Source organism: Enterococcus sp. AZ191, from assembly GCF_051713845.1.
Taxonomy (GTDB): Bacteria; Bacillota; Bacilli; order Lactobacillales; family Enterococcaceae; genus Enterococcus_B; species Enterococcus_B durans.
In genome coordinates, this window is the sequence record NZ_JBIOQS010000001.1 from 436,311 (window position 1) to 450,389 (window position 14,079).

A 14,079-nucleotide genomic window follows, 5' to 3' on the forward strand; every position below is an offset into this window, starting at 1 on the left:
TTAGAGACGGAGGCAAAAGTAAGGAATACTTTTGCCTCCGTCTCTTTTTGTGTATTATACTTCTTTCTTTTCGTTGCTAGTATCTACAGCTGCTTGTGCTGTAGGATGCCCGTTGTTTTCTGCTGTTTGTTGAGCAAGTAGGTCGCGGATATCGCTAAGATAATCTTCCGCTGTTGGTGTTGCAGGAACTTCTTCTTCTTTGGTAGAACGTAGATTTTTCGCATGATTTGCTGCTTTTACAACTAAGAATAAGATGAAGCCGGTAATGATAAATGTAATGATTGCACTGATGACGTCACCAAAAGCGAAGGTAACTCCTTTAGTAGGTGACCAGTCTAAAATAGACAACGCCCCCTCTAAATCAGATGTGCCAGTGATCATTGCGACTACCCAACCAACAAGGGGAGTAATCAATCCTTGCACGATCTGATTGACGATACTGGTAAATGCACTACCAATAACAACCCCGACAGCTAAATCTAATACGTCTCCACGCATGATAAACTCTTTGAATTCTTTAATCATAATTTTCCTCCTCTCTTTTAATCTTAGTATAACGAAGAATAAAAAAATATAAAAACAACACGCATTTGTTGTAGAAGTCTTTAGTTAAAACACTTCTATGCTATACTATAAAGTGACTCTTAGATGCTGAAAAAGAGATTGACAGCAGAGCGTGCATATCAAATAATGCGCTAAATAAATCATGCAGGGGAACGGACTGCAAAAAAGGGGACTTTATTATGACATATCAACTAGCAGAGGGTGTCAACCTCCATGTGCTGCAAACAAAACAATATAAAACGGTTCGTATCTTTGTCCGATTCACAACACGCTTAGCAAAAGAAACCTTGACCAAACGCTCACTTTTGAGTAGCTTATTGGAAACAAACAGTCTGAATTATCCAGTTCAAACACAACTCAGTGCCAAACTAGCAGATCTTTACGGGGCTAGCTTTGGATTATCTGTGAGAAAAAAAGGCAATCTTCACTGGCTGAATGCTGGAATCAGTTTCGTCAACGGCAAGTATGTGAATGATTCCGAAATTTTCAATGAAGCAGTGGACTTTCTAAAAGAAGTACTGTTTTATCCAAATATCAAGGAACAAAAATTCGATCAATTGACATTTGATCTGGAAAAAAACAATTTAAAACTTTATCTAGAAAGTTTGAACGAAGACAAACAAACCATGGCCTCACTGGCTCTGCAAGAATTGTACTTTGAACAGTCTGATGCTCAAAAAATCCCGAGTTTTGGGACAATTGAAGATCTAGAAGAATTGTCTGCGGAAAGTTTGGCAACTTATTACCAAGAAATGATAGAAAACGATCAAGTCGATATCTTTGTCGTCGGGGATGTTTCGGAAGAGGAAGTTAAAGTAGCGTTAGAAAAATTACCTTTCACAGGTAGAACTTACGCACATCCTGAGATTTATTACACTCAGCCAAAAGTAAACATTATCAAGGAACGACAAATCCAAGAGCCTGTCGTACAGGCAAAACTAAATCTTGCTTATCAAACGGACATTTATTATGACCAACCAGAGCGCTTTTCGTTGATGGTGTTCAATGGCTTATTTGGTGGATTTCCCCACTCTAAGCTATTCATGAATGTTCGAGAAAAAGAAAGTTTAGCTTACTATGCTTCAAGCAGTGTCGACACTTTTCGTGGATTTATGAGTGTACAAACAGGGATTGATGGAAAAAACCGCAATCAAGTGTTACGTTTGATCCATGAACAACTAGAAAGTTTACGCAATGGTGAGGTAACGGAGCTTGAATTAGCTCAAACGAAAGCCATGCTAAGAAATCAATACTTATTGTCCCTCGATGCACCACAGGCTACGATCGAAACAGCTTATTTAGATAACTGGTTACCAGAAACACAATTGACAGATGATGAATGGTTGAGCCGAATGGAAAACGTGACAATCCATGATATCCAAAACGTTGCGCAAAAAATCGAATTGCAAGCTATATTCTTTTTGGATGGAGGAATGCCAAATGAATAAAACTGAATACCCTCAAATCAATGAAACACTCTATCATGAGGTACTGCCTAATGGTTTGACTGTTTATTTATTACCGAAAAAAGAGTACCACAAGACCTATGGCCTATTTAGTACGAATTATGGCTCGATTGACAATGAATTTGTTCCATATGGCAAGTCAGAGAAAATAAAAGTTCCTGATGGGATCGCTCACTTCTTAGAACATAAATTATTTGAAAAAGAAGATGGCGATGTTTTTCAACTATTTGGACAACAAGGAGCTTCTGCGAATGCTTTTACAAGCTTTACAAAAACGAGCTATTTGTTTTCAACGACTGATCAGGTGGAAAAAAATCTCACTACTTTGTTAGATTTCGTTCAAGCACCGTATTTTACGGAAGAAACAGTCAATAAAGAAAAAGGGATCATTGGCCAAGAAATCCAAATGTATGAAGATGATCCAAATTGGCGTTTGTTTTTTGGGATTTTGAATAATCTTTATCCCAATCATCCATTGCACATTGATATTGCAGGTACGGTAGAAAGTATCGATAAAATTTCAGCTGATGATCTGTATACTTGTTACCATACATTTTATCAACCAAGTAATATGGTCTTATTTGTTGTGGGAAATTTAGAACCAGAACAGTTGATGACAGTTATCCGAACGAATCAATCAGCAAAAGATTTCCCACCAGCACAACCGATCCAACGGTATTTTCCTGAGAATACACACGAGATCATTGCAAAAAGTGAGCTAGAAGCAGCTGTGAATCGAAATAAATTTGTTTTAGGAATAAAAGGGTTAGACGTTTTGCCACAAGAAGGAAGCAAATTGCTTCGGTATAAAACAGCTATCAACTTGTTATTCCAACTTTTATTAGGAAATACTTCACAAAATTATTTGAAAATGTACAATGAAGGACTGATCGACGACAGCTTTGGTTTTGAATTCACGTTGGATCGCGAATTTCATTTTGCCGATTTTAGCGGAGATACAGATCAACCAGAAGAAGCGGCGAAACAAGTCAAACAACTTATTCTAAACTTCGAGAATGATCCAGAAATTACTGCAGAAAACTTAACACTGCTTAAGAAGAAAATGCTGGGACAATATTTCCAATCATTGAATTCAATCGAGTATATTGCCAATCAATTCACGCAAAGTCTCTTTGGAGAGCAAACGCTATTTGATCTACCTCAAATCATTGACTCTATTCAATTGGAAGATGTCCTACAGGTTGGTCGAACATTCATCAATAATGAAGCATTTAGTGAGTTTTACATGCAACCAAAGAAAAAATAGGGAAAGTTAAAAAATTTCACATCTAACTCTTAAATTTCACTATAGAGTTAGGTGAAAGCTACCCTAGAATTGTCTGATTTGTGGTATTCTTTAGATAGATAGCCCAATCAGATGATTTCTATTGGGCAATAAGTCCTTGCTATTCTTTTGTTAGAATGGCAGACAACCAGTTTTTAAGGGACAACTGATTTGTAGAACTGGTTAGAATAAAAAGACTGGAGAAGATGAACGAGTGGCTTTTGAAACCATCGGGGAAAAATTAAGGCAAGCCCGCTTAAATAAAAAAATATCTTTAGATGAATTACAACAAATTACTAAAATCCAAAAACGCTACCTAGAAGCAATCGACAATGATGATTTTGATCAATTGCCTGGGAAGTTTTATGTTCGTGCATTTATTCGACAGTATGCCGAGGCAGTAGGAGAAGACGGAGATCATTTAGTTGATGTATTTGATGGAAAAAGCAAACTATCAGCTGGAACGATCGTCGAGCGTCCAGAACCTGAAACAGTAAATGGCTCTAGAAAAGCAATGCATCAAGAAGAATCACATCCTAGTAAATTTTGGACAAGTCTGCCGGTCATTTTATTGGGGTTGGTCGCGTTAGCAATCATTGTAGTTGTTGGTTATATGACATGGCAAGATCGCCAAGCAGATCCTATCATTGGAGGAAGTGCTTCCTCTGTGACTGTGGACGGTTCAGTAGAACAAACTGCATCGTCTACGAAAGAAAGTACTCAAGCTTCTTCAACCGTTGAATCAACCACTGAGTCAACGGTTGAAGAGAAAAAAATGGCTATTACAGCTGGACAAGATACAGGAAGTGCTATCGCAGTATCCATTACCGATGCTACTAAGCCTGTGACGCTTGAATTCACCGCAGCAAATCGAGTGTGGATTGGCGTGATGGTGGACAATGCCTATGTTTATCAAGGCACACTAGCAGCGAATGAAACGCAAAGCACACAGTTGCCAGAAACGGCCACGAACGCGACGATCACATTAGGGGCAGCAAGTAATGCCACGATCAAAGCTAATGGCGAAATCGTACCTGTCAATCCGGGAGAGAATAACCGGAGTCCAAAAAATGTCACCCTCGCTTTGCAATATAAGGAATAGGTTTCAGAACTGTTCTTGACAGATGGTGGCATGAAAACAGTAAAGTGAACAAAGACTTTGGAAATGAGAGCGATTCACGATAGGTGTTTCTCAAATTTTTGAGAATTCGGTTCATTTTTTCGAAGCAATTGTCTCTACCGCTTACTCAAATTTAGAGGATGAGATAAAAGTGATTTTTACTTTTGTTTCATCCTTTTTTTGTCGGATAATCTGAACGGCTTTTTCACAACCTTATACACGGTGTTCAAAGACTTGCATCTTCAACAATAAGCCTAAACAGATGAAAAACATGAAAAGCTGTTTTTCTCTATTCATTCTTATTGTTTGATGCAGGTCAGCCTTTTCACAACCTCTTCCACGGTGTTCAAGAAGCAACTCCTCAGCAATAAGCGTCCAAAATATGAAAAGCTATTTTAGAAATCTAGCATTTATTTGCTCGGAGCTGGACGCTTCTTTCACAACCTTTATCCACGGTGTTCAAAGAGCTAACCTTCAACAATAAGTCAAAAAATCTCAAAATATGGAAAGCTATTTCGAGATTTTCCTCCTTATCGCTCAGGTCAAAGCGCTCTTTTCACAACCTCTTCCACGGTGTTCAAAAGCCAACTCCTTGAAATAAGTCTTAATTTCAGCGGAGCTAAACGGCTTTTTCACAACCTTCTATAAAAACTAAACAATATCGGTGGAAAGTTTAGATAGAGTCACGTAGAATAGGGAGGAAAGGAGTCGATACTGTGAATTTACCAAATAAATTAACTGTAATTAGAATTTGTATGATCCCGATTTTTATTTTAGTTGTCGGATTGCCATTGGATTGGGGTCAATTAACTGTAGGAGATACTACACTTGAGGTGACTCAATTGGTAGGAGCAATTATTTTTGCGATTGCTAGTATCACGGATTGGTTGGATGGCAAAATTGCTCGTGCACGTGGTTTAGTAACGAATTTTGGGAAATTTGCTGATCCTTTAGCTGATAAAATGTTGGTAATGACGGCATTTATCATGTTAGTTGGTCAAGGAAAAGCACTAGGGTGGGTCATCGCGATCATCGTGTGTCGTGAACTGGCTGTAACAGGATTGCGCCTACTATTGGTCGAACATGGAGAAGTCATGGCAGCTGCGTGGCCTGGAAAAGTAAAAACAGCTACACAAATGGTTGCGATTATTTTGTTATTCATCAATAACATTCCATTTAATCTAATCGGTCTTCCAGTTGACCAAATCATGTTGTACGCATGTTTAGTCTTCACTATCTATTCAGGAGTTGACTATTTTGCCAAAAATAGTGGCGTGTTTAAAGGATCAATGTAATCGAAACCAGCAGTTAGTCTCCCTGAGAAAACAAACTGTTTAAGCAACAAAAAAACCGAAAATCCTCGGAAAAGCTTACCTTGAGGATTTTCGGTTTTTTTGTTGGTTGGAGAGAGTTAAAGTATAAAAATGATACGCATGATTGAAAGAAAAGACAGAAAATCTTTTTTAGTAAAGAAGAATGAGTCAAAAAGTTTTTACTGTATTTGTGAAGGAGAAATGAGCAAATAATCAAAGAACCTTTTGACAAATAGCGTATACTATTTAAGTAGGGATTACTACAAGCGAGTAGACATGCAAACAGTTAAAGTTAAGGAAGCGATCAAGATGAAATCAGAAATTATTGCCGTAGGAACAGAGCTTTTATTAGGGCAAGTTGTCAATACCAATGCGACATTTTTATCAGAACAATTAGCAGACCTTGGGATCGACGTCTATTATCAAACAGTTGTGGGAGACAATCCTACACGTTTAGAAGAGTTGATTCAGTTAGCAGAAACGAGAAGTGAATTGATCATTTTGTGTGGTGGATTAGGACCGACAGAAGACGATCTAACAAAAGAAGTGACAGCGAAGCATCTTGGTAGAGAACTAATTCAAAATACAGAAGGATATAAAAAATTATTGACCTTTTTTGAAACAACGAAACGAAAGATGACAGAAAACAATTTGCAACAATCACAAATCATCGAAGGGGGAATCCCATTACCCAATCGTACTGGTCTAGCCTTGGGTACATTTTTCCAAACAGAAGATCATGTATATATCTTACTACCTGGTCCGCCAAGTGAATTAAAACCAATGTTCATCGAACAAGCGCGTCCGCTATTGGAAGAAAAATTTCCATCAGAAGAAAAATTGATTTCAAAAGTGCTAAGGTTTTATGGTATTGGTGAGTCACGTCTAGTAACAGAATTAAAAGATTTGATAGAAACACAGATCAATCCAACGATCGCACCTTATGCAAAACCCAATGAGGTCACTTTGCGATTAACTGTAAAAACAAAGGATGGACATGCAGGAAATCAAGCATTACTATCTTTAGAAGAAAGAATCCAAGAACGAGTTGGCGAGTATTTTTATGGCTACGGGGATGATAATTCTCTGCCAAAAGTTGTCGTGGATCTCTTAAAAGAAAGGAACCAAACGATCACTGCGGCGGAAAGTTTGACCGCAGGAGCTTTTCAAGCTGCATTAGGAGATATCCCAGGTGTATCTGCAGTCTTTCCTGGTGGTTTTACGACGTATTCGTTAGAAACAAAAGCAAATTTTTTAACGATTGATCGCCACTTTTTAGAAAAATATGGGACAGTTAGTCAAGAATGTGCGGAGCAAATGGCTCTTCAAGCAATAAAACTAGCAGGAACAGATTACGGGATTTCTTTCACTGGAGTAGCTGGGCCAGATGAACTCGAAGGACAGCCTGTTGGGACGGTTTGGATTGCGTTAGCGTATGGAGACGAAGCAGTCATTTCACAGAAATATCGATTCACGAGAGACCGCGCAGCAATCCGACACAGCGCAGTAATGCAAGGATTTGATCTGTTAAGAAGACAAGTATTAAGAAAAAAATAAATGCGAATATTTGTTCGGTTTTTGCTTGCTTTTTGATAAAAAAAACGATATGATTAGCTTAATGAATGTTGCACTGATTTGTGAAAATAAGGAGGATTATCGTATTGGCAGATGATCGTAAAGCAGCGTTAGAAGCTGCGTTGAAAAAAATTGAAAAGAACTATGGTAAGGGTTCGATCATGAAGTTAGGCGAAAAGATCGACCAACAGATTTCTACCATCCCAAGTGGTTCACTTGCACTAGATGTTGCATTGGGAGTTGGTGGCTATCCTCGAGGCCGAATCGTTGAAGTCTATGGACCAGAAAGTTCAGGTAAGACCACAGTTGCCTTACATGCAATTGCTGAAGTACAAAGAAATGGTGGCACAGCAGCGTTTATTGATGCTGAACATGCCTTAGATCCACAATATGCCCAAAAATTAGGCGTAAATATCGATGAATTACTTCTTTCTCAACCTGATACTGGTGAACAGGGATTAGAAATCGCTGATGCTTTAGTATCAAGTGGTGCGGTTGACATCGTTGTTGTCGATTCTGTAGCAGCTTTAGTCCCTCGTGCGGAAATTGATGGTGAAATGGGTGACTCTCACGTAGGGTTACAAGCTCGTCTGATGTCTCAAGCGTTACGTAAATTATCAGGCTCGATCAACAAAACAAAAACGATCGCAATCTTTATCAACCAAATCCGTGAAAAAGTCGGCGTGATGTTTGGTAATCCTGAAATCACACCAGGGGGGCGTGCGCTGAAATTCTACGCAACGATCCGTTTAGAAGTCCGTCGTGCGGAACAATTAAAGCAAGGAACAGATATTGTTGGTAACCGTACAAAAATAAAAGTTGTTAAAAATAAAGTTGCGCCACCGTTCAAAATCGCTGAAGTGGATATCATGTACGGTCAAGGTATTTCTCAAGAAGGAGAACTACTGGATATGGCTGTTGAAAAAGATATCGTTGATAAGAGCGGAGCTTGGTACTCTTATAAAGAAGACCGTATCGGCCAAGGACGCGAAAATGCAAAGATCTACATGGCGAACCATCCAGAAATGATGGCAGAAGTTTCTGCATTGGTACGTGCGGCTTATGGTATCGGCGAAGAAGTCGAAGTACCAGAAGAAGCACAAGCAGAACTACCATTAGAAGAATAATTGAATCAAGAAACAACGGGTAAACGAGTAGATGACTTGTTTGCCTGTTTTTTTATCTTTAAACCACTAATTGTCGTGTAGCGATGGGGGCAAGCCGAATATTTTTTTAACGTTCCTTATTCTGGATATTTTTGATGACAAGATTTATAAAAACACTATAATTATATGTAAAACGTTCCTTTAATGAAAAAACAGTAAACCGTTTCCTTACGTATTTAAAGTTGACACTGTGGGGTACAAACATTAGAATAAACTTGTGTACATTTTTGTACACATATGCAAGAAGCATATTAACAAGTTTAGAATACTTTATCATAGAAGTTGTACAGATGATAAAAATGAAAAAGATAGTATGGAGGTGGATTTTATGGTATTCAACATTCTCCTCGCTATCATCGGTTTAATTGTCGGTCTTGGTTTAGGGTTTATGGTTGCGAAGTCACGTCACGAGAAAGAAATTGCTGGTGCACAATCATCAGCAGCTGGAATTATCGATAGTGCAAAGAAAGAAGCAGAAACTCTAAAAAAAGAAGCATTGTTAGAAGCTAAGGAAGAAAATCAGAAATATCGTTCTGAAGTTGAAAGTGAGCTGAGAGAAAGCAAATTAGAATTAAAATCTCAAGAAAATCGATTGATTCAACGCGAACAAACATTGAATCGAAAAGATGACTCGTTGGAAAAACGTGAGAACTCACTTGAAAGTAAAGAAGAAGCACTTAGTTCAAAACAGCAATTAATTGAAGAGCGAGAAAAAGACGTTGAAAAATTGATTGAAGATCAACAAAAAGAATTAGAAAAAATTGCTGGTTTATCGAAAGAAGATGCAAAAGAAGTCATCATGAAGTCAACCGAAGAAGAGTTGAATCATGAATTAACTCTGATGGTAAAAGAATCTGAACAGCGAGCAAAAGAAGAAGCTGACCGTAAAGCGAAAAATCTTTTGTCATTAGCAATCCAACGCTGTGCAGCAGACCAAGTATCTGAAACGACGGTATCTGTTGTCACTTTACCAAACGATGAGATGAAGGGCCGAATCATTGGTCGTGAAGGTCGAAACATTCGAACACTGGAAACATTGACAGGAATCGATTTGATCATTGACGATACCCCAGAAGCAGTTGTACTTTCTGGCTTTGATCCGATCCGTCGCGAAATCGCACGAATGACCTTGGAAAAACTGATCCAAGATGGTCGAATCCATCCAGCACGCATTGAAGAAATGGTCGAAAAATCGCGTAAAGAAATGGATGAACGAATCCGTGAATACGGAGAAGAAGCCGCATTTGAAGTTGGCGCGCATACGTTGCATCCTGATCTGATCAAGATCATGGGACGTCTACATTTCCGAACAAGTTATGGACAAAATGTATTGAAACATTCCGTTGAAGTAGCAAAACTTTCTGGTATCTTAGCTGCTGAACTCGGCGAAGATATCCAATTAGCGAAACGTGCGGGCTTGCTTCATGATATTGGTAAAGCCTTGGATCACGAAATTGAAGGATCACACGTTGAGATCGGTGCTGAATTAGCAGCGAAATACAAAGAAAATCCAGTAGTGATCAATGCGATTGCATCACATCATGGCGACATTGAAGCAACATCAGTCATCTCTGTATTAGTAGCTGCAGCTGATGCCTTGTCAGCCGCTCGTCCAGGAGCACGCAGTGAATCACTAGAAAACTATATCCGTCGTTTGAGAAGCCTGGAAAACATCTCCAATAGTTTTGCAGGAGTTGAATCAAGCTTTGCTGTCCAAGCAGGACGTGAAGTTCGGGTAATGGTCAAACCGGATGAAATTTCTGATCTAGATGCTGTTCGTTTAGTTCGTGATATCAGAAAACGGATTGAAGATGAACTAGATTATCCGGGACATATCAAAGTGATCGTCATCCGTGAAACACGGGCAACAGATTATGCAAAATAAAAAAGCGATGCAAGTTGAGGCTTGCATCGTTTTTTTATTTATCTAACATTTCAAGGTCTTTTTCGATCGTTTTATTGACGCCTTTGATGATAGCAGGGATAAATCCGGCTTCTTCTAAAGCAACTACACCAGCAACCGTTGTTCCACCTGGTGAGGATACTTGGTCAACTAGTTCCCAAGGATTCTCATCACTAGCGAGAAATTTTTGGCAAGAACCCATAATTGCTTTAGCTGCGATTTCTGTAGCCATTCTTTTCGGTAAGCCATTTAGTACTCCTGCACGTCCCATCGCATCGATCAGCATATAGATAAAGGCAGGGGAACTTCCGGCTAGTCCGATAAATGTGCTGAAATCATCTTCTGCTAATTGATAGACACTACCAATTGCTTCGAAAATATGAGTTGCCTGTTTCAACTCGCTATCTGTCACAGTACGGCTTTTACAAATTGCTGAAACTCCCGCACCAACGCTAACATTGACATTTGGCATGACCCGGATGATTTTAGCATCAGGGTTATTTAATGATTCTGTTAAATCGCTGATCGCTTTTCCTGAGGCAATCGAAATGAATAAACGTTTTTTACTATAACTTCGCAAATCTTTCAGTACTTGGTCAATGATCTTAGGTTTGACAGCTAAAAGAATCGTTTCGACTTGTTCTGCGACTTCTTGATTGCTTTTACAAGCAGTCACACCTATTTTATCAGCAAAGCGTTTGGCATTTTCGTAATGACCACTAGAAACGAAGATGTCTTCTTTTGCAACAGTCCCTTTTTCGAGCAATCCATTGATGATTGCTTGAGCCATGTTTCCTGTTCCGATAAACCCGATTTTCATGATATCCTCTCCTTTATTTTTAGCATATCTTTCTTTTGGATGAAGGGCAAGTAAAGAATCATGAAAATTATGTTTAGAAATAGAAGAAAGACTCCTATACAAAAGTGGAAAAAATAGGATAAATAGGCTAACATTAATTCATAGAACGAAAGTAATCGAGTTAGGAAGGGTAAAATGTGAAAAATAAACGACACTTGATGCTTCAATGGATCAAAGATCACAGTCTTGTTTTGAAATTGATTTTTTTTGGATCAGTTCTGGTATTTGTAGCAAATCAAGTAGCTAATATTGCGAATGGCATGAGTTGGCAAGATATTTGGCAAACGATGGAACAACAAAATCATTTCACCCTTGCGTTAATGATCCTTATAGGATTGATTGGGGTTCTTCCAATGCTGCTGTATGATTGGGTGACGATTCGTGTACTTGAAAAGCAAGGAAAGCCCAAAATGAAGCGACAGGATTTTTTCTTGGCTGCTTTTATTACGAATACGATCAATAATCTAGCTGGTTTTGGCGGGATTGTTGGTGCTAGTCTTCGAGCTAGTTTTTATGGGAAAGATACAAATCGGAAGAGGGTACTGGTAACGGTTTCTAAAGTAGCCTTATTCATGCTGACAGGGTTATCTATCTGGTCCTTTATTACTTTTTTTGATGTGTTTGTTCTTCAAGAATTAACTATTTTTAGAGGGTACTGGATCTGGTTATTGGGTGGAAGTTTTGTGGCACCAGCTATTTTTTTCTTTGCCTATTTAAAAAGAAAAACGCTGTTTGCGGAATTTTATCCTAAAGGCTTGTTGGGTTTGTTGATTGCCTCTTTTGGACAATGGACAGGCGCGCTGTTCGTGTTCTTGCTGATTGGTAGACTGATGAAGGTCGACATCTCCCTTTTTTCTATCTATCCGATGTTTATCATTGCCACGTTGATTGGCATGTTGACAATGGTCCCTGGTGGTATGGGAACCTTCGATGTGTTGATGATCCTAGGGATGAGCCAGTTATCTGTGCGACAGGATATTGCTGTAGTATGGTTACTTTATTATCGCTTATTTTATTATGTGCTCCCTTTTGCAATAGGGATTTTATTGTTCCTTACACAAACCGGGGTCAAAGTAAACCGTTTCTTGGATAATATCCCGCGACTGGTGTTTCAAAAACTGGCGCATCTTGTCTTAGTAAGTGCTGTTTATTTTGCGGGTATCATGATGGTTTTATTGTCCACGATCACGAATCTTTCAACGATTAGTCGGCTATTCCAATTTTTATTGCCATTTTCATTTAACTTTTTAGATCAGATGCTGAATCTGTTAGTTGGATTCTTATTATTAGGATTGGCACGGGCACTAGCGATGAAAGTGAAGAAGGCATTTTTACCAACGATCGTGTTACTTGTTTTTGGCATTATCAATACGGTGACACGAACATTGTCGTGGCAATTAATTGTAGTGTATCTCTTGATCTTGTTAGTTGTCTGGTTATCCAGAAAAGAATTTTATCGCCAAAAATTTGTTTATTCTTGGGGAGCTATCGTTTTTGATGCTTGTCTATTTGGTTTTTTGTTTATCGTTTATGCGATTGCCGGCTATCATAGTGGCAGTTTCTGGGTAGGGCGGTTGACGGCAAATCACTTTATACTGTTTCCGTCCGATGATGTTTGGTTTTCTGGATTGATTGGTCTAGGTATTTCTTTGTTGGCACTAGTTGCTTTATACCAGTATTTAGCAACTACGCCGAAGAAATTAGGAGAAAACTTGCAAATTGAGCGATTGGAAAAGCTTTTGACACGTTACGGCGGGACAGCAACAAGTCACTATTTGGGATTGCCTGGCTACACTTATTTTTATTACCAAAAACATCATGAAGACCAAGTCGTCTTTGGATTTCAAATCAAAGGAAACAAATGTTTTATATTAGGTGATCCAATCGGGAATCCTGAGATGGTACGTGAAGCAACAGCAGAATTTATGAAAAAAGCCGATTGTTTAGGGTATCAATTAGCATTTTATAAAGTATCCGAAAAATATGTCGTGACTCTCCATGAAGTTGGTTTTCATTTTACAAAAGTTGGTGAAGCAGGGATTGCTGATCTAACAGCTGAGGAAGTTCCTTGGATCAACCAACAATTGGAATACCAAAAACTGAATAATGAAGGGTATCATTTTACCTGGTATGACCAGTTGCCAGAAGAGTTGCTTTTAGCAGTAAGTGAAGTTTCCAGAGAGTGGTTACAGGGAGCACGAGAAAAACATTATTCAGTGGGACGATTTGATACCACCTATCTTTTATCCAGCGGGGTAGGAATCGTACGCAAAGAGCAGAAGATCGTCGGTTTCATCACAGCACAACCAATAACAAACGAGCAAGCGGGTTATGATTTGTTGCGGACGTTACCAGATGAGCCTGTTGAACTGGCGGATTACTTATTGGCGAATCTATTTGTGGTCTATCAAGAAAAAGGATATTTGGAAGCAAATCTAGGATTGGCACCTCTTGCAAAGGTGGGCGAAACAGATTTTTCTTTTGTACAAGAAAAAGTCATGCACATTGTCTATAATTACGGGAATTTCTTTTATTCCTTTCAATCTGCGTATGAAGAAAAATTGCGTTACGTAACCAGATGGGAAGGACGTTATTTTGCCTACATGAAAGGAAGTAGTTTTGTGTTTGCCACTATGCAATTGTTTATCCTTATCGGTAAAGGAAAAGAAAAAACACCAAGTTTTGCCGAAGAAGTACTCACAGAATTATAGAGCAAGAAAAAGAACTGGGATAAGAAGACAAAAAGCTATTCCAGTTTTTTTCTTTAGTATTGAATAAAAGCGATCATGCAAGTCCGCGAACGCATTGAGGGAAGCTATACTTTTATT

General features: G+C 38.7%; 10 protein-coding genes. 8 read left to right on the forward strand and 2 right to left on the reverse strand.

Annotated elements, in window-relative coordinates; all coding sequences use genetic code 11:
• Positions 1 to 54: 54 nt before the first annotated feature.
• Positions 55 to 525: a large conductance mechanosensitive channel protein MscL gene (gene mscL / locus IGI47_RS02145; protein WP_311930532.1), complete on the reverse strand. Its 471-nt coding sequence runs from the start codon at positions 523 to 525 to the stop codon at positions 55 to 57.
• Between the two features lie 218 nt (positions 526 to 743).
• Here mscL and yfmF point away from each other — a divergent pair, with 218 nt between their 5' ends.
• The 7 genes from yfmF (at position 744) to rny (ending at position 10,374) form a co-directional block, all read left to right on the forward strand.
• Positions 744 to 2,012 (forward strand): EF-P 5-aminopentanol modification-associated protein YfmF, encoded by a 1,269-nt coding sequence (gene yfmF / locus IGI47_RS02150; RefSeq protein WP_311930531.1) that lies wholly within the window; start codon positions 744 to 746, stop codon positions 2,010 to 2,012.
• Positions 2,005 to 3,297: an EF-P 5-aminopentanol modification-associated protein YfmH gene (gene yfmH, locus IGI47_RS02155; RefSeq protein ID WP_311930530.1), complete on the forward strand. Its 1,293-nt coding sequence runs from the start codon at positions 2,005 to 2,007 to the stop codon at positions 3,295 to 3,297. Before yfmF ends, yfmH begins: the two co-directional genes overlap by 8 nt.
• Positions 3,298 to 3,529: 232 nt before the next feature.
• Complete coding sequence (locus IGI47_RS02160) at positions 3,530 to 4,417, forward strand: RodZ domain-containing protein (protein ID WP_311930529.1); 888 nt, start codon at positions 3,530 to 3,532, stop codon at positions 4,415 to 4,417.
• Between the two features lie 734 nt (positions 4,418 to 5,151).
• Positions 5,152 to 5,730 carry a CDP-diacylglycerol--glycerol-3-phosphate 3-phosphatidyltransferase gene (gene pgsA, locus IGI47_RS02165; RefSeq protein ID WP_311930528.1) on the forward strand — a complete coding sequence of 193 codons (579 nt, stop codon included), beginning with the start codon at positions 5,152 to 5,154 and terminating at the stop codon, positions 5,728 to 5,730.
• Positions 5,731 to 6,057: 327 nt separating this feature from the next.
• Positions 6,058 to 7,305 carry a competence/damage-inducible protein A gene (locus IGI47_RS02170; RefSeq protein WP_311930527.1) on the forward strand — a complete coding sequence of 416 codons (1,248 nt, stop codon included), beginning with the start codon at positions 6,058 to 6,060 and terminating at the stop codon, positions 7,303 to 7,305.
• A 104-nt stretch (positions 7,306 to 7,409) separates the two neighbouring features.
• Complete coding sequence (recA, locus tag IGI47_RS02175; RefSeq protein WP_311930526.1) at positions 7,410 to 8,450, forward strand: recombinase RecA; 1,041 nt, start codon at positions 7,410 to 7,412, stop codon at positions 8,448 to 8,450.
• Positions 8,451 to 8,817: 367 nt separating this feature from the next.
• A complete protein-coding gene (rny, locus tag IGI47_RS02180) occupies positions 8,818 to 10,374 on the forward strand; it encodes a ribonuclease Y (RefSeq protein ID WP_311930525.1) in 1,557 nt (518 codons plus the stop codon).
• A 34-nt stretch (positions 10,375 to 10,408) separates the two neighbouring features.
• Here rny and proC read toward each other — a convergent pair whose 3' ends face one another.
• Positions 10,409 to 11,212 (reverse strand): pyrroline-5-carboxylate reductase, encoded by an 804-nt coding sequence (gene proC / locus IGI47_RS02185; protein ID WP_438783204.1) that lies wholly within the window; start codon positions 11,210 to 11,212, stop codon positions 10,409 to 10,411.
• 176 nt (positions 11,213 to 11,388) lie between these two features.
• Between proC and mprF the strand changes: the two genes are divergently transcribed.
• A complete protein-coding gene (gene mprF / locus IGI47_RS02190; RefSeq protein WP_438783205.1) occupies positions 11,389 to 13,962 on the forward strand; it encodes a bifunctional lysylphosphatidylglycerol flippase/synthetase MprF in 2,574 nt (857 codons plus the stop codon).
• Positions 13,963 to 14,079 lie beyond the last annotated feature (117 nt).

Coding starts and splice junctions, on each gene's coding strand:
- mscL (WP_311930532.1), bottom strand. CDS start 525: ATGATTAAAGAATTCAAAGAGTTTATCATGCGTGGAGACGTATTAGAT.
- yfmF (WP_311930531.1), top strand. CDS start 744: ATGACATATCAACTAGCAGAGGGTGTCAACCTCCATGTGCTGCAAACA.
- yfmH (WP_311930530.1), top strand. CDS start 2,005: ATGAATAAAACTGAATACCCTCAAATCAATGAAACACTCTATCATGAG.
- IGI47_RS02170 (WP_311930527.1), top strand. CDS start 6,058: ATGAAATCAGAAATTATTGCCGTAGGAACAGAGCTTTTATTAGGGCAA.
- rny (WP_311930525.1), top strand. CDS start 8,818: ATGGTATTCAACATTCTCCTCGCTATCATCGGTTTAATTGTCGGTCTT.
- proC (WP_438783204.1), bottom strand. CDS start 11,212: ATGAAAATCGGGTTTATCGGAACAGGAAACATGGCTCAAGCAATCATC.